This is a genomic window from Alteromonas sp. 07-89-2, from assembly GCF_013113925.1.
Taxonomy (GTDB): Bacteria; Pseudomonadota; Gammaproteobacteria; order Enterobacterales; family Alteromonadaceae; genus Alteromonas; species Alteromonas macleodii.
On the sequence record NZ_VTYM01000014.1, the window covers coordinates 46,342 to 72,267 of the forward strand.

A 25,926-nucleotide genomic window follows, 5' to 3' on the forward strand; every position below is an offset into this window, starting at 1 on the left:
ATTTATGCGTATAGTTTAACAGGCGGCTAGGTGAAACTGAATACTACTTTCAATTGCACCGGTATGCCCTTCTTTCGGTGTGAACTGCATAAAGCGAAGCGCGTAGCGATACTTGTTGCCACTGAGCGTAGGGTAATAACCTTCATCTACACTACATTTAACGCGAATTAGCTCGTTTTTATCTTCGGCTGCGCCCTGATAAAAACCGTTGTCAGCTACAACATTAACAAACTGTCCACGTTCACGAATAAACGAAAGACTGACCGCGATAGCATCGTCAAGTAAACCCAACGTTTCAAGCCATTGAGTAATTTCTTCTTGGCGCTGTTCTAATGGTTGCTGTAGCCAAAAATGTAAATTGGGTAAATCAAAACTACATGCGCCACCGGGAATAGCAAAACGCTGGCGAATAGCGCTTAGCAATTTGTCGTCTTTTAGTGCACTACCAAATCGACGATCGGTTTTAAGCTTTTCTTTCAACCTAAGTACCGTTTTAAGTGCTTGGTCTAACGCAGTGCTATCGATTTTGGGGTGTTTAGACCAATACACTAAATTCTTTTCGTGAGCTTCGAGATCTTTAGTTAAGTCAGAGCGAAGATCTAATCGTTCAATGAGGTCGAGTAATTCGAATAGCTGCTCAAAAAATACAAGCTGAAGGTGTGTATGCTCTGATTTAGCGGTAATTTTAAGTTGCCCAAGCAGCTGCTCTACACGTAAATAATTACGTACTTTTTCCTTAAGTGGAAATTCGAATACAGCGTTACCCATGGAACCCCTTAAAACACATAGACTTAGAAAGCTTGCGGTTGAAATATTATAGACCAGCGAATGGCAATAAGCCTAAAGCATCAAAGCGTTTAAGCCAAGTATACTTGTTCGACAAATTAATACTTTGACGTTAATTGGTCAAAAAAGTTTCAAAAAACGAATGAAACGTTGAAGAACAGTGTTTTGAGAGGCTTTATGCTTTTTACGCAGTAGGCGAGGTTGCACCTTGTAGGTGAGTTAAGATGATGCTGTAGAAAGCGCCAACAATCGTTCATGAAGAGCAGACACTTGCGACTCTAACGCTTGTAACGTAGTACTGTTATCTAGAACATCGTCAGCAGCATGTATTCTTTCTTTACGTGAGGCCTGCGAAGCCATGATACTTCTTATTGTAGCTTCTGCGCTGCCATCGCGTTTAAGTGCACGTTCTAGCTGTACACTTTCAGGGCAATCTACTACCACTACGTGGTTACACATTTCAGCAAGCTTGTTTTCCACCAAAAGGGGCACAGACAAGATTGTGTACGCACTAGTAGATTCAGCAATAAGCTGTTGCATACGCATCCGAATAAGTGGGTGAAGTAATTCGTTAAGCCATTTTTTTTCTTCATTATCAGCGAAGACTTTTTCACGTAACGCTGCGCGATTTAAGCTACCGTCTTGAAGCAAGATGCCGTTTCCAAAGTGCGCTTGTATTTGGTTTAGTCCTTCAGAGCCAACTGCTACCACATCTCTAGCTACTTCATCTGCATCAACAACATCAATTCCGAGGCGTTCAAACATTGCAGTTGCAGCAGATTTTCCACTGCCAATACCACCCGTTAAACCCACTACAAAAACTTGGCGTTGTTTTTTCATATTTGAAGCTACCTTACTCATTACAGCACATACTCGAGATAGGTGGTGATGATTTCGTCTTTAAACAGAAGGGTTAGCCATCCTGCTACGGCAAGATAGGGGCCAAATGGAATTGCCAGCGATTTGCCTTTGTTTTGAAATACCATAATTAACACACCAGCCACAGCGCCAACGAAAGAGGATAGCAAAATAATGACGGGCAGGCCTTGCCAACCAGTATATGCACCAAGCGCAGCGAGTAGTTTAAAATCGCCGTAGCCCATGCCTTCTTTTCCTGTTGCTAATTTAAATAGCCAGTAAACCGACCATAAACTTAGGTATCCCGCAGCTGCTCCAATAATGGCGTCTGTCGTACCTACGAACACGTGCTGAGTACTTAACAACAAACCTAACCAAAGAAGTGGTAGCGTTAGCTGGTCGGGCAATAACATTTTGTCTAAGTCAATGAACAGTAAGGCAACTAATACATAGGTAAATGCTACAGCCCACAGTGCTTGCGATGTGACACCAAATTGATAGGCAGCGAATGTACACGCAATTGCAGTGAAAAGCTCTACAAGAGGGTAGCGAATAGAAATGCCTACTTTACACTTGGCACACTTGCCTTTAAGAAATAAGTAGCTAATAACTGGGATGTTTTCCCATGCTCGAATTTTGTGACCGCAGCTTGGACAGGTGCTATCAGGCTTTACAAGGTTGAACACTTCTTGTGTCACAGCTGAATCGTCATCCGCTTTTCCAGCAACATCGCTTTCACTAAAATAGTTTTGATACTCTTGCTGCCAACTGCGCTCCATCATGATAGGTAAACGGTAAATTACAACGTTTAAAAAACTGCCTATCATTAAGCTGACAAGAAAAATGAGAGAGTAAAAAACAGCGGGGTATAGCTGGCTAAGCGAAATTATAGCGTCCATTAGGTGTGGTTCTTTTAATTTTTATATAGCGTTTCTTTTTAAGTAATGGGCACGTTATACCACGTTACCCATTTGGAATATAGGAAGATACATAGCCACAATAAGGCCACCAATCACCACACCAAGTACGGCCATGATCATAGGTTCAAGTAGGCTGGTGAGGCCATCTACCATATCGTCAACTTCAGCTTCGTAAATAGTAGCAATTTTACTTAGCATTTCATCGACGGCTCCAGACTCTTCACCAATGGCAATCATTTGCGTAACCATGTCAGGAAAGACTTGTGTTGCGCGCATAGCAACATGCATAGGCATACCGCCTGCCACCTCTTTGCGCATATATAATATGGCATCGCGATATACCGCATTACCCGAGGCTCCGGCCGCAGATTCAAGTGCACCTATTAGCGGAACACCTGCTGCAAAAGTAGTTGCTAACGTTCGGGTAAATCGGGCGATACTGGCTTTCTTAAGAATTTCACCAATAACAGGAATCTTTAGGATTTTGCGGTCTACCGAATCACGCAGCTTTTGGCTTCGCTTGTAAGTACGCATAAACATAAAGCCTGCACCGCCAATACCGATGGCGATAAAAATACCGTAGTCTTGCACAAACCGGGAAATAGCTAACACGAACTGGGTGAAAGCGGGGAGTTCTGCGCCAAAGCTACTGAAAATTTCCTCAAACTGTGGCACAACAAATATAAGAAGGATGGTCGTAACAATAAAAGCAACAACCAAAACCGCGATAGGGTAAAACATCGCTTTTTTGATTTTTGATTTTAGTGCTTCGGCTTTCTCTTTGTAGGTCGCAATACGGTCGTAAATGGTTTCAAGCGCACCAGATTGCTCGCCCGTGTAAACCAAATCGCAATACAAATCATCAAAGTAAAGAGGGTGCTTTCTTAAGGCTGATGAAAGTGGGTTACCAGCTTTTACTTCATCGGTTATTTCCCCGAGAAGTTTTCGCATCGAAGAGTTCGCGTGGCCTTGAGAAATCATCTCTAAAGATTGAATTAGCGTAACGCCAGCCGCAAGCATTGTAGCGATTTGCCGAGATATGACGGAAATATCTCCAGGTTTAATCTTCTGGGCACCGCCGAATAAAGGCTTAGCAAGCTTCTTTACCTTATTTGCGGAAATGCCTTGGCGTCGCAGTAGGTTTTTTGCTTCTGAAAGCGATGTAGCGGAAATTTCGCCTTTACGGGCTTGACCGTGCCGATCTTTTCCTTGCCATGTGAATACCGAAGCCGCCTTAGCCATTTTGTAATATCCAAAGTGAAGTTAAACAAAAAAACCCAGTTACAACACTGGGTTTTTCTTTTATTGGTCTATGCGCTTTTGATTAGCAAAGCGTTGTTGGTACACATGCTGCAGCCCAAGTAACGCGGCCGTCGGTTACTGTAGGAGTAAGTGTATAAGTAGCAGGGTTTGTACCGTCAGTAACACCAGAGTTACCAGACGCTTCAGCTTCGATTACACCGTTTAGTGTTGTAACACCAACAACTGTTGCAGATTGTGTTACGTCTGCCGGTACACCGCTTGTACCGCCGTCACACGCTGCTAGTGTAGCGTCAACAGTTTGTGCGCAAATTTCTACTGCAGTTTTCGCTGCTGCTGTCGCGTTAGTTACTTCTGTAAATTTCGCTTTTTGCGTGTAGTTCTGATAAGCAGGAAGCGCGATTGCTGCAAGGATACCGATGATTGCAACAACAATCATTAGTTCGATTAAGGTGAAACCTTTTTGGTTTTTAGTATTCATGTTCATCATGGTTTTTCTCCGGGACGTGTATAACACGTAAAGTTTAAATCTAATTCAAATTGACGTTTATACCCGAGTCGTCCTTTTAACGCCCCTGGTACTTGATACTCAGTATAGAATTTTATTTGTTGCTGACAAGTATAGGCAAATATACCTATGTCTAGCTTTTTCAGTATGACATGGATAGTCTTGCCTTTGCATGCTTTATTGCTTGAACTTTCGTATAAAAGTTAATGACTTATGTACGAGGAGCTAAGCGCTTACAGAAAGTATTTTTGAGAAATGACCGACGAACTGAAGCGGTAACCGTATTGCAAATCATACAGCCAATATGCTTCTTAATCTTTACCTTGAAACCCAATGATTCCGAGGAATATTTAGGAAAACGAAAGGCCTGAAACGAGTTGATTTTCTCAAAAGTAAAAATCAACTCGCGCATAATAGTTCACTTTTTGGCGTTGCTTTAGTTCAATGCCTTGTGGCGTGAATAAACGTCCATTGTGTTAATCACAGCAGTAATCGCGTTACGTTTCACGCGTTTGTTTACTAAGACAAACTAATACGTAGAGACAAGTCAATAGCCTGAACGTGTTTGGTTAACGCGCCAGATGAAATGTAATCTACGCCTAGTTGAGCAAGCGATGCCAGTCTTTCATCAGTAATGTTTCCTGATACTTCTAGTTTACATTGCCCTTTATTAAGCGCTACTGCCTGTTGGATCTGTTCGTTGGAAAAATTGTCAAGCATCACAATATCCGCACCAGCTGAAAGTGCCTGTTCAAGTTCAGCTATATTTTCAACTTCCACTTCAACAGGTTTGCCCGGCATCATGGATTTGGCTCGGCTTACTGCTTTTTCTATGTTGCCACATGAAAAAATATGGTTTTCTTTAATAAGGAAAGCGTCGAAAAGGCCAACGCGGTGGTTTTGACCGCCACCACAACGCACGGCATATTTTTGCGCGTAGCGCAGGCCAGGTAGTGTTTTGCGCGTATCAAGAATTTTGGTGTTAGAGCCTTCTAAAAATTTGGCATAAAATGCAGTAACCGTTGCCGTTCCTGAAAGCGTCTGTAAGAAGTTAAGTGCGGTACGCTCGGCAGTTAAAATAGCTTTGGCTGAGCCTTCTAAACTTACCAGTACAGTGTCAGCTTCAACGTTGTCGCCGTCTTTTACATGCCATGTCAGCGATACCGACTCGTCAATAAGGGCAAATGCCTGATTAGCCCAAGCAATTCCGCAAACAACGCAAGGTTCGCGTGTAATTATTGTGGCTTTTGCATTAACACTATCATCTATGAGGTTTGCGGTAATATCGTTTGCGGCATTCAGTTCGCCGCCAAGATCTTCGATAAGCGCGTTAGATACTTGTTCTCGTATCGCTTGCATATCTGGTGATGTCATCTTCATCGCTATGGTCTGTACTATTGTCTATTTAGAGGGTACGCAATATTAACCAATCTCCGCGCTGAGTAAACTCTAATTGGCGAAGAACACTCATTCCTAAGAGTATGTGGTCATCTTGCATACCGGGGTTTAAGTTTGCTTTAACATCGCGAACCACTATTTCACCAATTCGCAGTGTATTAATAGTAGATTCAGCTACTCTCACAACGCCATTGGCGGTGCTGGCTAGTCCCTCGCGCCCTGCTTTTAGTTGAAGTCTGTTAGCAAGGTGTGCTGGCACCGCGACATCAGTAGCGCCTGTATCTACCAGAAACACCACTTCCTCGCCATTTATGTATCCCGTTGTAACAAAGTGCCCTTGACGATTTTGCTTAAGGCGAACTTCGGTTTGTGACCCTATTCGCTTTGAGCTGGGTTCGCTATTTGGGTTTATTTGTTTTTCTAATAAATCGGAAAAAACAAACACTAATAAACCGAAGCCGCAAATCCATGCAAGTGCAACCATCCATTTGCCCGTCGACGTTGTCGGGTCTTGTTGTTCATTCATGCATAAACCTTTTTAAAACGTGATGTGACAATGCGCTTTTTATGAAGCCCGCTTTTTCAGGCTTTGTATAGCTTGTGGTATCGCCTTTTAATATCAATACACTCACGGGTAGCTTGATTTTTTAAGTGCTACAATGCCACACTTACTGTTCTATACAATGTAGGCGTTTACGCAAAAAATCAATTCTCGAAGCAAACACTATGGTGCTTTACAATCACGCTAGCTACACCCCCAGTCCGCATTTTGATGCACGCCCTGTCGACACAGATATTAATCTTTTAGTCATTCATAATATTTCGCTGCCGCCATCTCAGTTTGGTACGTCGGGTATTCGTCAATTGTTTACCGGTACACTTAACCCAGACGAGCATCCTTTTTATAAAGAAATTGAAGGTTTACGCGTTTCTGCTCACTGTGTTATTTATCGAACAGGTGAAATTGAGCAATTTGTGCCCTTTGATCAGCGCGCTTGGCATGCGGGGTTGTCGTCATTTCAAGGCAAGCATCGTTGCAACGATTATTCAATTGGTATTGAACTGGAGGGAACCGACACCTTGCCTTTCACCGATGCTCAGTATGAAGCACTGAAGAAACTCACTGATTTTATTATAAGTTGCTATCCTCGGATCACTTTAGGGCGTATCGTAGGTCATAATGATATTGCACCTGGACGTAAAACCGACCCAGGCGAAGCCTTTGATTGGGCAAGATACAGAAACCACGTATCTGGGGTTAGCTAGTTTTAGACTTTCTACCAGAAGCCGGGCGTTGTAAGTACGCTTGATGTATTTAAATAACCTAAAATTAAGTAGCCTGAATACAAAGCTGAGTATCTCACTTACCTTTGTTATAGGAACGCTGTAATTCAGACTGCCGTAGTAATAAATATTCGCTTTTAAAACTGCATCACCAAAAGGAAGCCTAACGCCTATGATGTTAATGAGCTTGTTACTAGTTCTCAGCTTAGAGCGGCTGATCACAAAAGATTCGAAGTGGCATATTGAGAAGTATGCGGCTGTGTATCGCGACTTTTTGCACGATAAAGGTTTTATTAGTCTTCGCGAAAGCGAACACGAGGGAAGCAAAGCTTCATCGACGGCGCTCTATTTTTATCTTTTGCTTCCTGCGGTTCTGCTAGGTGTTATTGAATATTGGCTGCTTGGTGCCTTTCTAACGTTTATTGAACAGAGTGTTGTGCTATTCATTTGTATAGGTTGTCCTGTATTAAGGGCTATTTATAAAAGCTTTCTAAACGCTGCAGAGCGGGGCGATCTTCAGGCGTGCAGCATGTATACCGACCAGCTTGGTCATTGCGCCAGTCAGTCTGATAGTGACGGTTCTGCGGGTGCAGAAGGTAAAAGCTTCGGCCAGCATCTTACGTGGCTGAACTACCAACATTATGCAGCTGTTATGTTGTGGTTTATTGCATTTGGTGCACCTGGTGCGTTGTTTTACAGCCTAAGTAGAAGCACCACTGAAGCACTATGCGAGGGAAATCATCCACTGAAAGGCGCGGCAGGCAGGCTGATGTTTGCCCTTGATTATATTCCAGTTCGCATTACCGCATTTGGTATGTTGATGATGGGGCATTTCTCGCGTGCATTGCCTGAATGGATAATGCACGCCTTACAATTCGACATTCCTGCCTATGACGTATTGACTCGAATTTCAGCAAAAGCAGAAGTGCTGACGCCTGATGAACAACAGCAGCAGACTGAAAATGCAGCAGTTGAACCTAAAGTGCTTGTAAAGTTAGCAAAACGTAATGTTATTTTTCTGCTTGTAATAACGTCGGCGCTGACCCTTATTGGAAGCTTGGCATAATCATTATTTTTAACATTTCATGTTGATGGTGCGTTTGGTCTACTAATTAATTGTATGTAGATCAGACGCTTCGCTAGGTATTTGGCTTAGTCTCTCCCTCATCAGACCAGTTGCTGTTCTTCTACTTTTCTTAACAATTTCAATAATAAAGCTTAACACCCAGCAAATTGCTCTGGCTTTGCTATGCTTGGGAGTATTTACCTCGAAATCGATCTGCCTTAAACTAGATAGGTAAAATGGTATTACCAATTGTGTCTGTGATTAAATTTTCCACGATTATTTTTTACATTCACCGCTGTTATAGCAGCACTGGTTTAATTAAAAGGATTATAAGCGCGCATGCGTCAGCAGCGAAAAAAACTCTCTGATGTGATTACCGAGCAACTCGAGTCAATGATACTCGACGGTACGTTATTGGCTGGTCAGAAATTACCGCCAGAGAGAGAGCTTGCGCTTGAATTTGATGTATCGCGACCTTCGCTTAGGGAAGCCATTGGTAATTTACAGGCACGTGGGTTGGTAGAACGTAAGCAAGGCGGCGGTACGTTTGTTAACCGCAACCTTAATTCTGCCATGACAGACCCCCTAATGGACTTAGTCAGCCAGCGTCCTGAAACTCAATTTGATTTGCTTGAATTTCGTCATGCGCTTGAAGGGATGGCGGCGTACTATGCGGCACTTCGTGGTCAACCTGAAGATTATAACGCATTGAAGCAAGCATTGAACGACGTACCTACGCCCAAAGCGCACGAAAGCAAGCGTGCCCAAGCTGAGGCGCTAGGACAGTTTTATATCATTATGGCAAGAGCATCACACAATATGGTGTTGTTGCACGTAATGAGCACCATGCAAAGCATGCTGGTGGACAATATTGAACGAAACTTTGACATGTTGGCAGCGCACCCTGAAGCGGTGGAAGACATTGCTAAGCAGCGTCGTGAAATTGTAGAAGCCATTGCTTCTCGCGACCCTGAAGCTGCGCGTCAGGCATGTAATACGCATTTGGCGTTTATTGAAAAAACGCTATTAACCATTAATCAACGCGATACCCGCGTACAGCGCGCATTGCGACGATTAGAGATTTAGTTACTAGTCTGACTTTTTTGAGATAAGGGCTAGATAGCTATTCATTCGCAGAGGCCGGTCAGGTTTTTCCTGTGCCACTGCAAAAGCAGGTGAGCCAGATTGGGTCACTGTGAGTACAACGTAATTTAGTTTTCCTTCTTTTAGCGCCTTTAAGAGTAGAGGCAATGCTAAGGGAGGATTTTCTATATAAGCAAAAAATAGGATGGCACCATGTCTGATATGATGCACCAAGATGTAGATCCTCAAGAAACTAAAGAGTGGATTGATGCGCTTGAGTCGGTTTTAGAAGAGGAAGGCGTAGAACGCGCCCACTATTTACTCGAAAAACTTATTGATAAAGCCCGTCGCAGCGGAGCGCATTTACCGTATGACGCTACTACTGCCTACATCAATACTATCCCAGCAGCGCAAGAGCCAAAAATGCCTGGTGACTTGACCATCGAAGCGCGCATCCGTGCGGCGATTCGTTGGAACGCATTGATGATTGTATTGCGTGCATCTAAGAAAGACCTAGAGCTTGGTGGCCATATTGGTAGCTTCGCATCATCAGCTATGCTTTACGATGTTGGCTTTAACCACTTCTTCAAAGCGCCTAACGAGAACCAAGGCGGCGACTTTATTTTCGCACAGGGCCATATTTCTCCAGGTATTTATGCGCGCTCATATATGGAAGGCAACCTAACTGAAGAGCAGTTAAACAACTTCCGTCAAGAGTGTGCGGGCGATGGTCTGTCGTCTTACCCACACCCTCACTTGATGAAAGACTACTGGCAGTTCCCAACCGTATCTATGGGTCTTGGTCCACTTCAAGCTATCTACACAGCGCGCTTCCTTAAGTACCTAACTAACCGTGGTATCAAAGACTGTTCAGGTCAGCGCGTTTACTGCTACATGGGTGACGGTGAGTGTGATGAGCCAGAGAGCTTGGGTGCAATTGGTCTTGCTTCTCGTGAAGGCCTAGACAACCTAACGTTTGTTATCAACTGTAACCTTCAGCGTCTAGACGGACCTGTACGTGGTAACGGCAAAATTATCCAAGAACTTGAAGGTACGTTCCGCGGCGCTGGCTGGGAAGTAGTGAAAGTTATTTGGGGTAGCTACTGGGATGAGCTATTAGCTCGTGATAAATCTGGCAAGCTAATTCAGCTTATGGGTGAAACGGTAGACGGTGAATACCAGAACTGTAAAGCCAAAGGCGGCAAGTACACCCGTGAAAACTTCTTCAACAAGTATCCTGAAACAGCGGCACTTGTTGCGAACATGTCTGACGACGACATCTGGCGCTTGAACCGTGGTGGTCACGATCCAGTTAAAGTATTCGCGGCTTACCAAAAAGCCATTGATACGAAAGGTCGTCCAACGGTAATCCTTGCTAAAACGGTTAAAGGTTTCGGTCTAGGTGCATCAGGCGAAGCACAAAACGTAGCGCACAACGTTAAGAAAATGGACGTTGATTCAATCAAAGCGTTCCGCGATCGTTTCAATATTCCTGTAGCAGACGAGAAAATTGCTGACCTGCCATACTTCAAGTTCGACGAAGACAGCGAAGAAATGAAGTACCTTCGCGAGCGTCGTGAAGCTCTAGGCGGTTACTTGCCTTCTCGCCGTGAACAGGCTGAAGAACAGCTTGAAATTCCTGAGCTAAGTGCATTCGACGCCATCTTAAAAGGTTCAGGTGACCGTCAAGTATCGTCAACCATGACGTTTGTACGTGTACTTAACGCGCTATTGAAAGATAAGAAAATTGGTAAGCGTATTGTGCCAATTATTCCTGATGAAGCCCGTACATTCGGTATGGAAGGCTTATTCCGTCAGGTAGGTATTTACGCTAATGAAGGCCAGAAATACGTACCTCAAGATGCCGACCAAGTCGCTTACTATCGCGAAGATAAGAAAGGTCAGGTATTACAAGAAGGTATTAACGAGCTAGGTGCAATGGCATCGTGGGTTGCGTCGGGTACGTCTTACTCAACGTGTAACGCTACCACTATTCCGTTCTACATCTACTACTCGATGTTTGGTTTCCAACGTGTTGGTGACTTGGCGTGGGCAGCAGGCGATAGCCAAGCACGTGGTTTCCTTTTAGGCGCAACTGCGGGTAGAACCACACTTAACGGTGAAGGTCTACAGCACCAAGACGGCCATTCACATGTGCAAGCGAACCTAATTCCTAACTGTATTACTTACGACCCAACGTATGGCTACGAAGTTGCAGTTATCGTTCAAGATGGTCTACGTCGCATGTACGGTAATAACGAGAATATTTTCTATTACCTAACATTGATGAACGAAAACTATCAACACCCAGAAATGCCTGAAGGCGATGATATTGCTGAGCAAATCATCAAAGGCATTTACAAGCTAGAGCGCGTTGAAAATGACAAGTCTAAGCTGAATGTTCAGTTGATGGGCTCAGGCACTATCTTGAACGAAGTACGTAAAGCGGCACAGATTCTTTGTGACGACTACAACGTATCTTCTGACGTTTACTCAGTGACCTCGTTCAACGAGCTAGCCCGTGAAGGTCAAGACGTAGCACGCTGGAACATGCTAAACCCAGAAGCTGAGCAAAAAGTACCTTACATTGGTCAGGTAATTACGAAAGACGCAGGTCCTGCGATTTCTGCCACTGACTATGTGAAGAACTACTCAGACCAAGTACGTGCGTTCATCGAAACTGAATACCGCTGCCTAGGTACAGACGGTTTCGGTCGAAGCGATAGCCGTGAAAACTTGCGTACTCACTTTGAAGTTAATGCGTCATACATTGTGGTGGCATCACTTTACGAATTGGCTCAGCGCGGTGACGTTGAGAAGAAAGTGGTAGCAGAAGCCATTAAGCGTTTTGAAATTAACGCTGAAAAACTTAACCCACTTTACGCGTAAGCCAGATAAGGTATTTTACATATGTCAGATATTCAAAAGATTATCGTACCCGACGTAGGCGGTGACGAAGTTGAAGTTATCGAGCTATGTGTTGCCGTAGGCGACAACATTGAGGCTGATGAAGGCGTTGTTACTGTTGAAAGTGACAAGGCGTCAATGGACATCCCAGCACCGTTTGAAGGTGAGATTGTTAGCCTGTCTGTATCAGTAGGCGATAAAATCAAAGAAGGCGATGTGATTGGTGAAATGAAAGTTGCCAATGGTGACAGTGCCGATGAAGGCGCGTCTGAAGAAAACGCTTCAGATGAATCTTCTAAAGAAGATGCACCTAAGCAAGAAGCACCAAAAGACGAAAGCAAGCCAGAAGCAGCGCCAGCTGCGTCTGGCAGCAGCGAAGTGATTGAAGTTGCAGTTCCGGATATCGGTTCTGACGACGAAGTAGACGTAATCGACGTATTGGTTTCAGTGGGCGACACCATTGAAAAAGAAGATGGGCTAATTACCCTTGAAACCGATAAAGCAACCATGGACGTTCCTTCAACACACGCAGGTACGGTGAAAGAAGTATTCATCAGTACTGGCGATAAAGTGAAAGAAGGTACGGTTGTTATTAAGCTTGAAGTAGCGGGTTCAGGCTCGTCTTCAAGTGAATCGGCGTCTAGCGATGCTTCTTCTGAAGCGTCTGCACCGGCTGCACAGGAAAGTGCAAAGCAAGAGTCAGCGCCAGCGGCGTCTGCCGGTAGCGAGACTATCGAAGTTGCTGTACCAGACATTGGTGAAGACGGTGAAGTTGACGTTATCGACGTACTTGTATCAGCTGGCGACACCGTTGAAAAAGAAGACGGCCTAATTACGCTAGAAACTGATAAAGCGACCATGGATGTGCCTTCAACACATGCAGGTACAATTAAAGAAGTCTTTATCAAAGCTGGTGACAAAGTTAAGCAAGGCACCTTGGTTGTTAAGCTTGAGACCAGCGGTGGTTCGTCTTCAAGTGCAGCTGAAAAGCCTGCTGAAGCGCCTAAGCAAGAATCGCCTAAGCAAGAAGAGACTCAACAAGCGTCACAGCAGGAAGCCTCGCAAGGTCGCTCTCCTGTGCCTCCAGCGCCAGAAGCCAAGAATACAGGTAAAGCACATGCTTCTCCTTCGGTTCGCCGTATTGCTCGTGAGTTTGGTGTAGACCTGACTCAAGTTAACGGCTCTGGCCCTAAAAACCGTATCTTGAAAGAAGACGTTCAAGCCTATGTGAAAGCTGAGCTTGCGAAACCTCGCACAGCAGCAGCTTCAGGCAGTGCGCCTGTAGGCGACAACGTACTTCAAATCGTGCCGGTTAAGCCTGTTGATCACAGCAAGTTTGGTGAGATTGAAGAACAAAAGCTTTCTCGAATTCAAAAGATCTCTGGACCGTTCTTACACCGTAACTGGGCGACTATCCCGCACGTTACGCAGTTCGACGAAGCAGATATCACTGAAGTTGAAGAATTCCGTAAAGAGCAAAACGCTTACCACGCGAAAATTAAGTCTGGTCTTAAGATCACGCCACTAGTATTCGTTATGAAAGCGGTAGCGAAAGCGCTTGAGAAATACGAAGTATTCAACTCATCACTGTCTGACGACGGCGAGAGCTTAATCATTAAGAAGTTTATCAACATTGGTATTGCGGTTGAAACACCGGGAGGCCTTGTTGTACCTGTTATTCGTGACGTGAATAAGAAAGGTATTGAGCAGCTGTCTCAAGAGCTTATTGAAACATCTAAGAAAGCCCGTGAAGGCAAGCTTAAAGCGGCTGACATGCAGGGTGGAACGTTCACCATCTCTAGTCTAGGTGGTATTGGTGGCACGGCGTTTACGCCTATTGTAAATGCACCAGAAGTCGCCATATTAGGTGTGTCTAAGTCTGAGATGAAGCCTAAGTGGAATGGTAAAGAGTTTGAGCCGCGCTTAATGGTGCCGCTAAGCCTGTCATACGACCACCGAGTCATCGATGGTGCGGTAGGTGCAAGATTCTCTACTGAGGTTGCTGCAAACCTAACTGACTTACGCAGAATCATACTTTAAATAAAAGGTCGAAAAAGTTTACAATATCAGTAACATTTTCGACGATTTTATAAGCCCATTTGGTGGCATTTAGGTTATGCTATTACACAAAAGTAATAGCATGACCCTACAAGAACAGGATTGAGGTTCACAATGAGCGAAATTAAAACGCAATTGGTGGTACTGGGCGGCGGCCCTGGCGGTTATTCAGCAGCATTCCGTGCGGCTGACTTAGGTATTGAAACAGTTATCGTAGACTCACGCGACACGCTTGGTGGTGTTTGTCTTAACGTTGGCTGTATCCCTTCAAAAGCCCTTCTTCACGTTGCTAAAGTGATGAAAGAAGCGAAGCACCTTGCTAGTCACGGTGTATCGTTTGGCGAGCCTACCATCGATTTAGATAAAATCCGCGAATACAAAGACGGCGTTGTTAAGCAATTAACAAATGGCCTTAGCGGTATGTCTAAAATGCGTAAAACCAAGCATGTACAAGGCTTCGGTAAATTTACAGGCGCAAACACCCTAGAAGTAAAAAATGGTGACGACGTTACTACCATTACTTTCGAGAAAGCGATTATCGCTGCGGGTTCTGAGCCAGTAAGCCTACCGTTCATCCCAGAAGATGATCGTGTAATCGACTCAACTGGCGCACTGGAAATGAAAGACATTCCAGAGAAAATGCTAGTACTAGGCGGTGGTATCATCGGTCTAGAAATGGGTACTGTGTACGAAGCACTTGGCTCGAACATTGATGTAGTTGAATTCTTAGATCAGCTAATTCCAGCCGCTGACAAAGACATCATGAAAGTGTTCATGAAAGACTACAAAGACAAGTTTAACATCATGCTTGAAACCAAAGTGACTGCGGTTGAAGCAAAAGACGATGGCTTGTACGTAACATTTGAAGGTAAGAACGCACCTGCTGAGCCAGTGCGCTACGACAAAGTACTTGTTGCTGTTGGTCGTAAGCCAAACGGTAAGCTAGTTGGCGCAGATGCGGCTGGCGTAAACGTTGACGAGCGTGGCTTCATCAACGTTGATAAGCAAATGCGTACTAACGTTGACCACATCTTCGCAATCGGTGACCTTGTAGGTCAGCCAATGCTTGCGCACAAAGCGGTTCACGAAGGTCACGTTGCAGCAGAAGTTATTGCTGGACAGAAGCATTACTTCGACCCACGTGCTATTCCTTCAGTAGCGTACACTGAGCCAGAAGTTGCTTGGGTTGGTCTAACTGAAAAAGAAGCGAAAGAGCAGGGCGTAAGCTATGAAACAGCAACGTTCCCATGGGCTGCTTCAGGCCGTGCAATTGCATCTGATGCAACTAACGGTATGACCAAGATGATTTTCGAAAAAGAAACGGGCCGCGTAATCGGTGGTGCTATGGTAGGTACCAACGCGGGCGAAATGCTTGGCGAAATCGGCCTAGCTATTGAGATGGGTGCTGATGCTGAAGACGTAGCATTGACTATCCATGCTCACCCAACGCTTAACGAATCAATTGGTCTTGCGTCTGAAATCTTCGAAGGAAGTATTACTGACCTGCCAAACCCGAAAGCGAAGAAAAAGAAGTAAATTAGCTTCTTTGTTCGAACTACGAAAAAACCGCTCATTGAGCGGTTTTTTTTATTAGGGCTTTGAATGTTTTAGAACCACTTTACCTGCGATAACACAACGCGATGACGAACATGCTAAGTCTCGCCGAGTGGGTAGTTATCTAAGCAGACTGGTATTAAGCCGTTTCTTTTCCAACCGCTACAGTGTCGCGTTCTTCGTCCATTTCATCATTGCTGGGCGTTTTCAAATGCGCTGGCGTGAATTCTTCACAGTCCATATTGCGCTGGTCCATAAAGCGTTTAACCGTTTCGGCGCAATAGGCTTTTCTACAGCATTGAGAGAGCAGCATTTCATGACGTTGTACACGCTCGCGAATAAATCTAACCACGAGACCTCTAAGCCACTGTAAGCCCGCGTCTTGATCCTGACGTTTGTGCCACATTACAGACAGCGGAGAGCTGACAATTTCTATTGGCGTTTCAAATACCGCCAATTCCCCTGAGAAAATTTCTTTTTCCATTACCAAAGATGGTGCTACACAAATAAGGTTGCTCTCTTTTAATAACGGTGTAGCGTTATAAAACTGGTTTACTGACATTGCCACGCGGCGCTTAAGGCCTAAATTCGTCAGCACCTGATCTGTAGGGCCAGTCACATCACCTGTAACAGAAACTAGAAGGTGGTCTGCCGCAACAAAGTCTTCTAAGGTCAATTGAGATTTTGCTAATGGATGATCGGGGCGCATTACCACAACCCAGCTTGGGTCGAGAACATGTTCGGCACGAATAACAGAGCCAGGCTCCTGATATTTAGAGAAAGTGAGCTCTGCTTCAGCATCTTTGAGTATTTTATCGGTTTCCATGTCGTAATTAGGAATGGCATGGATGTTAATACCAGGCGCTTCATTCTCAATAACTTTGCGTAGCGGGCCCCACACCATAGAAACGATGCTGTCAGTTGCAGCTATACGAAAGGTACGCTTAGCTGTTGCAGGGTTAAAGTCAGTTGGGTTAACGGCGACTTCGAGCTCGCCTAAAGGGCCCTGAATCTGGCTCCATAAATTTTTAGCAAATGAGGTAGGTTGAATACCGCGGCCGTCTTTAACGAACAGTTCATCTTTCCAGGCTGTGCGCATACGAGAGAGTGCGTTAGATACCGCAGGTTGCGTCATCGACAGCCTGTCAGCTGCGCGGGTAATTGCACCCTCGGTCATGATGGCATCAAAAATCATCAATAAATTTAAATCATGTGGACGCATGGTTGTCTCCGGTGTCTATTGCGGACAGTCTACTTTCACCTATCGAACAATGAAAAAAGCTGCCGTTTACTTCGTTTTTGGCTATGTAATTTAACTGACATAGTTTAGTTATAGGTTATAGCTAAAAGCATTTATTTTCCAAATGAATGCGACGAGCGACACTGGTACACTATATCGCTGTAACCGTTGATTTCCCTAAGCTCTCGCTTTTTATACGGTTATTCTCATTTTCTCTGCGAAACCATTCTTCTCAATCTTTAAAAGCAGTTGTCTCTGTCAGCCCGATCTTCAATATATAACATCATGTGATGTGTTGCATATAAAAAGATAATTATTTTTATTGTTGGTGGCGATGCATAATGCACAGCATCAAACTTTAGTTTAATTTTTAAGAGAATCTTGCAATGAAAACTTTTACCCGTTTATTGGCAATAGTAAGCCTAACTGCGCTTGTCGCTGCATGCGGTGGTGACGAGCAGGATCCAAGTCAATCAATGAGCGCTGGCGCAAATGCTGGTGTTCCTGTTGATGTGGCAACGGTAGTGTCTCAGCGTTTAACCGAGTGGGATAATTTTACAGGTCGTTTAGAGTCTCCGCAAATTGTTGCGCTTCGCCCTCGCGTGTCGGGCTACATTGACTTTGTTGCATTTGACGAAGGCGAGCATGTCAAACAAGGACAAACCCTATTCTTAATTGATAACCGCACGTTTAAAGCAGAAGTTGATCGATTGACTGCACAGCTTGAAGAAGCCAAAAGTCGCGTTCAGTTGGCTGAGCAAAACTATAGCCGTGCTTTTAAACTTCGTAAAACTCAGGCGGTTTCTGAAGAAGTTCTTGATGCCCGTTTAGCCGAGAAAAACCAAGCGCTTGCTAGCTTAAACCAAACGCAAGCCGCACTTGAAGTAGCGCGCCTAAACCGTGGCTTTGCTCGTGTTGAAGCACCTATTTCTGGACGTATTTCTCGCGCAAACATCACTGAAGGTAACTTTGTTACCGCAGGACAAACAGAGTTGACTCGCATCGTATCAACCGACCGTTTATATGCGTATTTCGATATTGATGAGCAGACCTACCTAAACTATCTAACCGATAAATCAGCGGCTTCAACAGCAGTGAGCGAGCAGCCGGTAGCGATGCGCCTTGCTAACGAGTCTGATTATAACCACTGGGGTCAAATTGATTTCATCGATAACCAGGTTAACGGTAGCACCGGCACACTTCGCGTACGCGCCGTATTCAATAATGAAGAAGGTCGCTTAATTCCGGGATTATTTGCACACTTAAAATTGGCAGGTGACACCGATGAACAGGGCATTCTTATCAAAGAAAAAGCTATCGGCACAGATCTTAATAATAAGTTTGTACTGGTTGTAAACGACGAAAGTAAAGTGGAATACCGTGCGGTTAAGCTAGGCGACAAAGTGGGCAGCATGCGCATCATCACAAGCGGCTTGAATGTAAACGACACCATTGTGGTTGATGGCTTACAGCGCGTTCGCCCTGGTGCCCAAGTTGCCGCTAACGAAGTGCCTATGGGTGATGAAGATGCTTTGGCAAATTTATCTAGCTGGCAGTCACGTGTTGATAATGCAACACAAGTAACCCAAAACATGGCGCAGTATGAGGATGTTTTATCTGGTGGTTCATTTGCCACAGGTACAGCAACAGCAGGTCTTAAGTAATGAACATTTCGCAGTTTTTCATTAGCCGCCCGATTTTTGCGGGCGTGCTTTCCCTACTTATTTTTATAGGTGGTGCAATTGCTGTCTGGCAACTACCTATCACTGAATACCCAGAAGTAGTGCCGCCTACCGTGGTGGTAACTGCGAATTATCCCGGTGCAAACCCAGAAGTTATCGCCGAAACAGTTGCAACGCCGCTAGAACAAGAAATTAACGGTGTTGAAAACATGCTGTATATGTCATCACAGGCAACCAGTGATGGCCGTATGACGCTAACAATTACGTTTGCCATTGGTACGGATCCTGATGAAGCCACAACGCTGGTACAAAACCGTGTAAATCGCGCTACGCCTCGTTTACCTCAAGAAGTGCAGCGCTTAGGTGTGGTAACTGAAAAATCGTCACCAGATCTAACCATGGTAGTGCACCTGACGTCGCCTGATAATCGTTATGACATGCTTTATCTTTCAAACTATGCTGATCAGTTTGTTAAAGACGAGCTAGCGCGAATCAATGGCGTTGGGCAAGTGCGCCTGTTCGGTGCTGGTGAATTCAGCATGCGAGTATGGTTAGACCCTAACAAACTGGCTGCGCTCCAGTTAAACCCTGGCGATGTGGCAGCAGCTATTGCCGACCAAAACCAGCAAGCGGCGGCAGGTAGCCTAGGTGCACAGCCTACGGGTACCAGCGAATTTCAGCTGCTTATCAATGTGCGCGGCCGTTTAAAAGATGAAGCCGAATTTGAAAATATTATTGTTAAGTCGGGTGAGAATGGTGAAATAACCCGTCTTAAAGACGTTGCGCGTATCGAACTAGGTTCTGAGTTTTATGCACTGCGTTCACTTATTAACAATAACCCTGCGGCAGCGGTGCCGGTTTTCCAAGCACCAGGCTCTAATGCAATCCAAATTTCAGATGACGTTCGCGCTCGTATGGCGGAACTGTCTAAGGCGTTCCCTGAAGGCCTTGAATACGAAATTGCCTACGACCCTACCGTATTTGTTCGCGGTTCGATTGAAGCGGTAATTAGTACACTTCTTGAAGCCGTATTGTTAGTTGTACTTGTTGTTGTACTGTTCTTACAAACATGGCGTGCGTCTATTATCCCACTCGTTGCAGTGCCTATTTCACTTGTGGGAACGTTCGCCTTTATGCAGCTAATGGGCTTCTCGCTTAATGCACTGTCGCTGTTTGGTCTAGTGTTGGCAATCGGTATTGTTGTGGACGACGCTATCGTTGTTGTCGAAAACGTAGAGCGTAATATTTCTGAAGGCAAAGCGCCGTTTGAAGCCACCGTACAAGCAATGAAAGAAGTAACCGGTCCTATCATTGCCACAACACTGGTACTTGCTGCGGTATTCGTACCTACTGCTTTCATGAGCGGTCTTACTGGGCAGTTCTATAAGCAGTTTGCCCTAACAATTACTATCTCTACGGTAATTTCTGCAATTAACTCGTTAACGCTTAGCCCTGCATTATCTGCATTGCTGTTGAAACCTCACGGTAAAGCGAATGACTGGTTAACCCGTTTAATGGATAAAGTGTTTGGCCGCTTTGTATTTTCACCGTTTAACCGTTTCTTTGACCGTAACTCAAAGCGCTACACTGGTGCTGTGGGTGGGCTTATCCGCAAGAGCAGTATCATCATGGTGCTTTACGCGGGTCTGTTAGGGCTCACTTACTTCCAGTTTGCCAATACACCAACAGGCTATGTTCCGCCGCAAGATAAGCAGTATTTGGTCGCCTTTGCTCAACTGCCTAATGCAGCAAGCTTAGACAGAACTGAAGAAGTGATCCGTGAAATGTCTCGTATTGCTATGGAACACCCTGGTGTTGAAGATGCAATTGCATTCCCTGGCTTGAATATTAACGGGTTTACCAATAGTCCAAGCTCAGGCGTGTTGTTTGCAACGCTGACTGACTTTGATAAAAGAACGACGCCTGATCTATCTGGTGGCGCCATTGCTGCCCAGCTTAACCAAAACTTTGGGTCTATAAAAGGTGCCTTTGTGGCAATATTCCCGCCGCCACCAGTAATGGGGTTAGGCACGATTGGTGGTTTCCGTTTACAGGTTGAAGACAGAGGAAACCTAGGCTTTGAAGAACTTGAGCGTGTAACGCAAGAAGTGATTGGCAAAGCGTGGGCACACCCAGCGCTTACCGATGCATTCACTAGCTTCACTGTTGCTGTACCTCAGCTCGATGTAGATGTAGACCGTGAAAAAGCGGTAAGCCAAGGTGTAAACATCGATACCTTGTTTACCACCATGCAGGGCTACTTAGGTTCGTTATACGTGAACGACTTCAACTTGTTCGGTAGAACTTACCAAGTAAATGTACAAGCTGATGCCCAATACCGTCAGGATATTGAGAACATTACGCAGTTTAAAGTGCGTAATGCACAAGGTGAGATGATCCCGCTTGGCTCATTCTTGAACATTGAGCACAGTGCAGGCCCTGACCGTGTTATGCACTATAACGGATACGTCACCGCTGAAATAAACGGTGCAGCAGCGCCAGGCTATTCGTCTGACCAAGCGAAGGCAGCTATTGAAGAAATACTGGCTGAAACGTTACCACTTGGCATGACTTACGAGTGGACTGAGATCACCTATCAGCAAATATTAGCGGGTAATGCATCAGCGTTTGTATTCCCATTAGTTGTGCTTTTGGTGTTCTTAGTACTGGCTGCACAATACGAAAGCCTGCGTTTGCCACTGGCAATCATATTGATTGTTCCGATGACCTTGCTTAGCGCGCTTATTGGTGTGCAAGTTTATGGCGGCGACAACAATATTTTTACCCAAATAGGTTTGATTGTATTGGTTGGCCTTGCAACGAAGAACGCCATTCTTATTGTCGAGTTTGCAAAAGAGCTACAAGACAAGGGGATGGACGCGCTTTCAGCTATTAAAGAAGCAAGTCGCTTACGTCTTCGTCCAATACTAATGACGTCCATTGCTTTCATCATGGGTGTACTGCCAATGGCGGTATCAACCGGTGCCGGCTCTGAAATGCGTCAAGCCATGGGTGTAGCAGTATTCTCAGGCATGATTGGTGTTACCGTATTTGGACTTATCTTAACTCCGGTATTTTATTACCTGATACAGCGTAAAGGTTAACTCTCCCGTCTACCCAAGCGTTGCCCTCTTAAGGGGCTCTTTAGGCCACTCATTTGAGTGGCCTTTTTTTTGCCACCATTGGTCAGCTTTTATCTCGTTTTGTGAAACCGAAAAGCTTATATTCGCTTGTATCCTGTTGAAAACAGAAAGAATGGAGATTCGAATGAAAATAGGTGCGGCGATAGTAATGGCGATGGGCATGGTGGTTGCTGTGTCTTTGCTTGGTGTTCAGGTGTCTTCTGCCATGAACGATATGCAAACGTGGGATAGAGTAGTAACCGTAAAAGGATTGTCAGAGCGAGAATACATTGCTGATCAGGTTATTTGGCCTATTCAATTTGTCGACGCGGGCAATGACTTACCTCAACTGTATGAACATATTGAAAAGAATAGCCTTCAGGTGGCTAGCTTTTTAGAAGAGAAGGGCATTTCAGCAGAGAGCATTACTATTGGAAAGCCTGAAATAAATGACAAATTGGCGCAACAATACGGAAGTAGTGAAAAAGCGCCATTTCGCTACAGTGCCATTCAAACCGTTACTGTCTTTTCAAATGATGTTGAAAAGGTGCGAGCGCTTATGCAGCAAATTGGGGAGTTAATTAAAACTGGTATTGTATTATCAGACCAAAGCTACCGCGCTCAGCCCGACTATGTATTTACCCGCTTAAACGAAGTAAAGCCGGAAATGATTGAAGAAGCTACGCTCAATGCGAGAGAGGTTGCGGAAAAATTTGCCAAAGATTCAAAAAGTACTTTGGGCAAAATTAAGCGCGCTAACCAAGGGCAGTTCAGTATTTCTAGTCGCGACAGTCATCATCCACATATAAAGAAAGTGCGCGTGGTTTCTACTATCGAATACACACTTATCGACTAGCGCATCAGGCTTTCGAACATGGTGTAGCAGTCAACAGGCCGTATTTCGTGCTATGCTTTGTCATATCGAAAAGGCCTGCGAGTCGAATTGCTTAGTTTTAAAGCAGCGTGGCTTAGATGATTGGAATGCCTTACTGCTAATGTCTAGTGGCTAGATGTTGGAGTATGCGTTTTAATTTATATTGATAAAGCTAAAGCGTGGCCACTGTTGCTTGCTTGAAAATGCAGCCCAAGTGGTATTCGTTTCACCTTTTGAAGGTTATGCCACTGACATGACGGAACAAAAATCACAATCCCAACAGCTGGAGTTTTTTGAAATTCCAAGCCCATGCATTGGTGTGTGTGAGTCAGGTCCAAGGGGTTTCTGTAAAGGTTGCTATCGAAGTCGCGACGAGCGCCTGTACTGGCTTAAGGTTGATGATGCAACTAAACGTAAAATAATCAGCGCCTGTGCGCGGCGCAAAAAAGCGGTGCTGACGCGCGCTCGCAAGCAACAGCAAAAAGAGCTGGGGGAATCAATTGGGCAGTTCACGCTGTTTGATGATCCGCCAAGTTCAGAATAAGCGGCCTTGAGTTTGTAAAAAGTAGACTGAGAGTTTCTAGATGTTGTTAGATAAGTATGTTTCGTATGCCGCGAAATCATTTACGTTACCGGATATATGCGTGCGCCTGCGTTCAACATTAGACGATCCCCGTTCCAGCGCCGAAGATATTGGCGAGCTTATAAGTGCTGATCCTTCTCTTACCGCGAAGGTACTAAGGCTGGCGAATAGCTCGCTGTTTCGGTTTCCTTCTCAAGTAGAATCTGTTGCCAAAGCAATCAGTGTGATTGGAGGCGAAGCTCTGTATAACTTGGTAATTGCAGAAACTGCCAGCACAGCATTTAAACGCTTTGATACTAAGTTAATAAATTTAGACAAACATTGGTATGCATCAGTGTATTGCGGCATGGTGGCCAAAAGTCTTGCGATGAGACTTAACGTGCGCGGAGCAGAACGCTTCTTTGTAATGGGGATATTGCAAAACTTAAGTGAGCTGGTCGTGGCCAAGAAAGAAACTAAACGTTATCAGTCATACCTGAATGCTGAGACGAATGTGTTGCCTCACGTTAACCAGTTGGATCATTTCGGTTTTACGTTTGCTCAATGCAGCGGTATCATACTAGAAAATTGGCACTTACCTATTGGGTTGTACTATCCGGTAACGTTCATGAATGATGAAGCTAAACATAAATCTGATGTAGATATCTGCGTCCTGTGTTTAGCAAATCGAATTACGGTAAGTCAGTTAAATAAAGAAAGTTACGCTGACATTGAACTTTTTACCCCTGAGATAGCCAATACAGTAAGTCTCAACATGGAAGTGATAAGTAATTCAATTGAATACGCCGAACAAGAAACGGCAAAAATTGTGTCGCTTATTCACTGAGCTTTCGGTGCAACAACTCCGTTACTTTACTGATAATTAGCAAAATGTAGTAAAGCTCATCCAGAGGATTGGTATAACAAGCGTCGTACTAAGACGTAATCTAAAAACTATAAAGCTCAACGTAAATCAGATTATGTTCAAAAAAATCTTCCGGCCAAGCATTGTTGTTGGCATTGTTTGTTGCTGCGTGTGTGTGCACGCAAGCGCGAGGGATCTTATACAAACCCTCTATCACGCAGACTTCACGCCCGACACCGATGACGAAATTCCTCGTTTTACGCTAGACGGTGAACTAGGTGTACTTGTTAACACTGGGAATACCTCTGCTGCCAGTGTGAAAGCTGCGGTCAATGCGGACCATGAAACGGAAAATTGGAGCAGTATCTACTTCGCCGAGTTGCTCTATAAAGAAAGTGGCACGCCGACAACAGAGCGAGACATCAGCGCCCAACGCTTTTTCACCAGCGCGCAGTTCGACTATAAACTCATGAATCCTGGTCGCCGTCTTTTTATGTACGGTGATTACGAAGACGATCAATTTACCGGTTACGATCACCGTGCTTCGCTGGCAGCGGGCTGGTCTCAGCGCCTCTGGCGCAGTGAAGACAGTGAGTTTCGCTATAGCATTGGTCCTGGCTACAGTTTTATTGAAGCTGAAGAAGATAATGAAAGCGTAGTCAACGATGGCATCATTGTAAGAGCGTCCGCCGAATACAAATACCACTGGAGCTCAGGCGCCAAGTTAAGGCAGTTTGTTAGCACTGAGGCGGGTGAAGAAAATATGAAATCGCGGTCAGAAACTTCGCTTTCAGCCAACGTATTCGGCTCACTGGCGATGAAGCTATCCTTCATACTAAACCATGAAACAGACACCGCAGAAGATGTCGCAGCCTTAAGCACAGAGACCTCCGTGGCGCTGGTCTATCAGTTTTTTTAGTCAATTAGTGTAAATTAACGGGCTATCTATGGCTTTTTACCGTGTTCGCATTGACTGAGAGCTTTGAAAATGTACACTGCGCACCATTGTTTGTAGTGCTTGCCGCCTCGCGGCACTGTCTAGCAGATCTCTTTAAAAACTCGTGTTGTACCGCCTTGCAGTTCAAAAGGTATTGAGTACAACGAATGGACCGATAATCAATAGGATTGTTCAATGAAAAAGCAAGTGCTTGCATCTTTAGTTGCAATTTCTCTTTCTCCAGCCGCTTTCGCCCAAGACGATGAAGTTAAGCCTTTTACAATGGAAGGCGAACTAGGTTTTATTTCGACTTCAGGTAACACTGAAACCACGTCAATCAGTGCGGGTATACAGGCTCACCAAGAGCTTGAAAAATGGAGTAACGACTACGTTTTAAAAGGTCTATACAAACAGGAAACGGTTCAACAAGAAAATGATGCAGGCGAGCAAGAAGATATCGAGTTTACTTCTGCACAGAAGTTCTTTGGTTCAGCCCAGGGTAACTACAAACTAGAAAATCCTGATAACCGTTTATTCGGCTTCGCTTCATATGAAGACGACCGTTTTAGTAACTTTAATTACCAATCAACTATTGCGGCGGGTTGGAACCAAAAAGTACTTGAGAACAAGCGCCACACCCTTGAATATTCAATCGGTCCTGGTTACTCATTCATCGAAACTCAGGATGGCGAGGATCTTGACAGCGTAATCGTTCGTGCGTCATCAGCTTATTCTTGGAAAATTTCAGATACCGCTAAATTTACGCAAACAGTGAGTACCGAAGTGGGTTCTGACAACACGAAATCTCGTGCTGAGTCTGCACTTACAGCTACAATCAGCGGTAATCTTTCAATGCGTCTTTCTTTCAAACTTGATCACAACACCAATGTTGACGACGACGTTGAAAAACTAGACACAGAAACTGCAGTTAGCCTAGTTTACAACTTCTTCTAAGCCTACCT

21 protein-coding genes are annotated in these 25,926 nt (G+C 44.7%); 13 read left to right on the forward strand and 8 right to left on the reverse strand.

Annotated features, from left to right (window positions below; translation table 11 throughout):
* Positions 1-15: 15 nt before the first annotated feature.
* The 7 genes from zapD to F0261_RS11015 all read right to left on the reverse strand — a co-directional run bounded on the left by zapD (position 16) and on the right by F0261_RS11015 (position 6,256).
* The gene (gene zapD, locus F0261_RS10985) at positions 16-768 is read right to left on the reverse strand and encodes a cell division protein ZapD (protein WP_171337979.1); all 753 of its coding nucleotides are present in this window, start codon (positions 766-768) and stop codon (positions 16-18) included.
* A 237-nt stretch (positions 769-1,005) separates the two neighbouring features.
* Complete coding sequence (coaE, locus tag F0261_RS10990; RefSeq protein ID WP_171337980.1) at positions 1,006-1,626, reverse strand: dephospho-CoA kinase; 621 nt, start codon at positions 1,624-1,626, stop codon at positions 1,006-1,008.
* Positions 1,627-1,646: 20 nt separating this feature from the next.
* Positions 1,647-2,543 (reverse strand): A24 family peptidase, encoded by an 897-nt coding sequence (locus tag F0261_RS10995; RefSeq protein ID WP_171337981.1) that lies wholly within the window; start codon positions 2,541-2,543, stop codon positions 1,647-1,649.
* 54 nt (positions 2,544-2,597) lie between these two features.
* Entirely contained in the window at positions 2,598-3,806 is a 1,209-nt protein-coding gene (locus F0261_RS11000) for a type II secretion system F family protein (RefSeq protein WP_171337982.1), read from the reverse strand.
* Positions 3,807-3,888: 82 nt separating this feature from the next.
* On the reverse strand, positions 3,889-4,314 hold the full coding sequence (locus F0261_RS11005; protein WP_159577815.1) for a prepilin-type N-terminal cleavage/methylation domain-containing protein: 426 nt from the start codon (positions 4,312-4,314) through the stop codon (positions 3,889-3,891).
* A gap of 537 nt (positions 4,315-4,851) precedes the next feature.
* The gene (gene nadC / locus F0261_RS11010) at positions 4,852-5,706 is read right to left on the reverse strand and encodes a carboxylating nicotinate-nucleotide diphosphorylase (RefSeq protein ID WP_171338002.1); all 855 of its coding nucleotides are present in this window, start codon (positions 5,704-5,706) and stop codon (positions 4,852-4,854) included.
* A gap of 31 nt (positions 5,707-5,737) precedes the next feature.
* Positions 5,738-6,256: a TIGR02281 family clan AA aspartic protease gene (locus tag F0261_RS11015; protein ID WP_171337983.1), complete on the reverse strand. Its 519-nt coding sequence runs from the start codon at positions 6,254-6,256 to the stop codon at positions 5,738-5,740.
* Between the two features lie 200 nt (positions 6,257-6,456).
* Between F0261_RS11015 and ampD the strand changes: the two genes are divergently transcribed.
* The 6 genes from ampD to lpdA all read left to right on the forward strand — a co-directional run bounded on the left by ampD (position 6,457) and on the right by lpdA (position 15,664).
* On the forward strand, positions 6,457-6,996 hold the full coding sequence (gene ampD, locus F0261_RS11020; RefSeq protein ID WP_171337984.1) for a 1,6-anhydro-N-acetylmuramyl-L-alanine amidase AmpD: 540 nt from the start codon (positions 6,457-6,459) through the stop codon (positions 6,994-6,996).
* 190 nt (positions 6,997-7,186) lie between these two features.
* Positions 7,187-8,080, forward strand: a complete 894-nt coding sequence (gene ampE / locus F0261_RS11025; RefSeq protein ID WP_171337985.1) for a beta-lactamase regulator AmpE — start codon at positions 7,187-7,189, stop codon at positions 8,078-8,080.
* 339 nt (positions 8,081-8,419) lie between these two features.
* Positions 8,420-9,166, forward strand: a complete 747-nt coding sequence (pdhR, locus tag F0261_RS11030) for a pyruvate dehydrogenase complex transcriptional repressor PdhR (RefSeq protein ID WP_014950397.1) — start codon at positions 8,420-8,422, stop codon at positions 9,164-9,166.
* Between the two features lie 210 nt (positions 9,167-9,376).
* Positions 9,377-12,052 carry a pyruvate dehydrogenase (acetyl-transferring), homodimeric type gene (aceE, locus tag F0261_RS11035; RefSeq protein WP_039232184.1) on the forward strand — a complete coding sequence of 892 codons (2,676 nt, stop codon included), beginning with the start codon at positions 9,377-9,379 and terminating at the stop codon, positions 12,050-12,052.
* Positions 12,053-12,073: 21 nt separating this feature from the next.
* On the forward strand, positions 12,074-14,110 hold the full coding sequence (gene aceF / locus F0261_RS11040; protein WP_171337986.1) for a pyruvate dehydrogenase complex dihydrolipoyllysine-residue acetyltransferase: 2,037 nt from the start codon (positions 12,074-12,076) through the stop codon (positions 14,108-14,110).
* 132 nt (positions 14,111-14,242) lie between these two features.
* Entirely contained in the window at positions 14,243-15,664 is a 1,422-nt protein-coding gene (lpdA, locus tag F0261_RS11045; protein ID WP_014950394.1) for a dihydrolipoyl dehydrogenase, read from the forward strand.
* A 157-nt stretch (positions 15,665-15,821) separates the two neighbouring features.
* On the opposite strand, the gene F0261_RS11050 is transcribed toward lpdA, so the two are convergent.
* The gene (locus F0261_RS11050; protein WP_171337987.1) at positions 15,822-16,904 is read right to left on the reverse strand and encodes a LysR family transcriptional regulator; all 1,083 of its coding nucleotides are present in this window, start codon (positions 16,902-16,904) and stop codon (positions 15,822-15,824) included.
* Positions 16,905-17,308: 404 nt separating this feature from the next.
* Between F0261_RS11050 and F0261_RS11055 the strand changes: the two genes are divergently transcribed.
* From F0261_RS11055 to F0261_RS11085, 7 genes are all read left to right on the forward strand, one after another.
* A complete protein-coding gene (locus F0261_RS11055; RefSeq protein ID WP_171337988.1) occupies positions 17,309-18,586 on the forward strand; it encodes an efflux RND transporter periplasmic adaptor subunit in 1,278 nt (425 codons plus the stop codon).
* Positions 18,586-21,708: an efflux RND transporter permease subunit gene (locus tag F0261_RS11060; RefSeq protein WP_014977213.1), complete on the forward strand. Its 3,123-nt coding sequence runs from the start codon at positions 18,586-18,588 to the stop codon at positions 21,706-21,708. Before F0261_RS11055 ends, F0261_RS11060 begins: the two co-directional genes overlap by 1 nt.
* 163 nt (positions 21,709-21,871) lie before the next feature.
* Positions 21,872-22,582, forward strand: coding sequence for an SIMPL domain-containing protein (locus F0261_RS11065; RefSeq protein ID WP_014977212.1), 711 nt, complete (start codon positions 21,872-21,874; stop codon positions 22,580-22,582).
* Between the two features lie 271 nt (positions 22,583-22,853).
* Complete coding sequence (locus F0261_RS11070) at positions 22,854-23,144, forward strand: DUF1289 domain-containing protein (RefSeq protein ID WP_039228189.1); 291 nt, start codon at positions 22,854-22,856, stop codon at positions 23,142-23,144.
* A 40-nt stretch (positions 23,145-23,184) separates the two neighbouring features.
* Positions 23,185-24,009, forward strand: a complete 825-nt coding sequence (locus tag F0261_RS11075; protein WP_171337989.1) for an HDOD domain-containing protein — start codon at positions 23,185-23,187, stop codon at positions 24,007-24,009.
* A gap of 133 nt (positions 24,010-24,142) precedes the next feature.
* Entirely contained in the window at positions 24,143-24,946 is an 804-nt protein-coding gene (locus F0261_RS11080; protein WP_110288254.1) for a YdiY family protein, read from the forward strand.
* Between the two features lie 213 nt (positions 24,947-25,159).
* Positions 25,160-25,918, forward strand: a complete 759-nt coding sequence (locus F0261_RS11085) for a YdiY family protein (RefSeq protein WP_014950387.1) — start codon at positions 25,160-25,162, stop codon at positions 25,916-25,918.
* Positions 25,919-25,926: the final 8 nt, after the last annotated feature.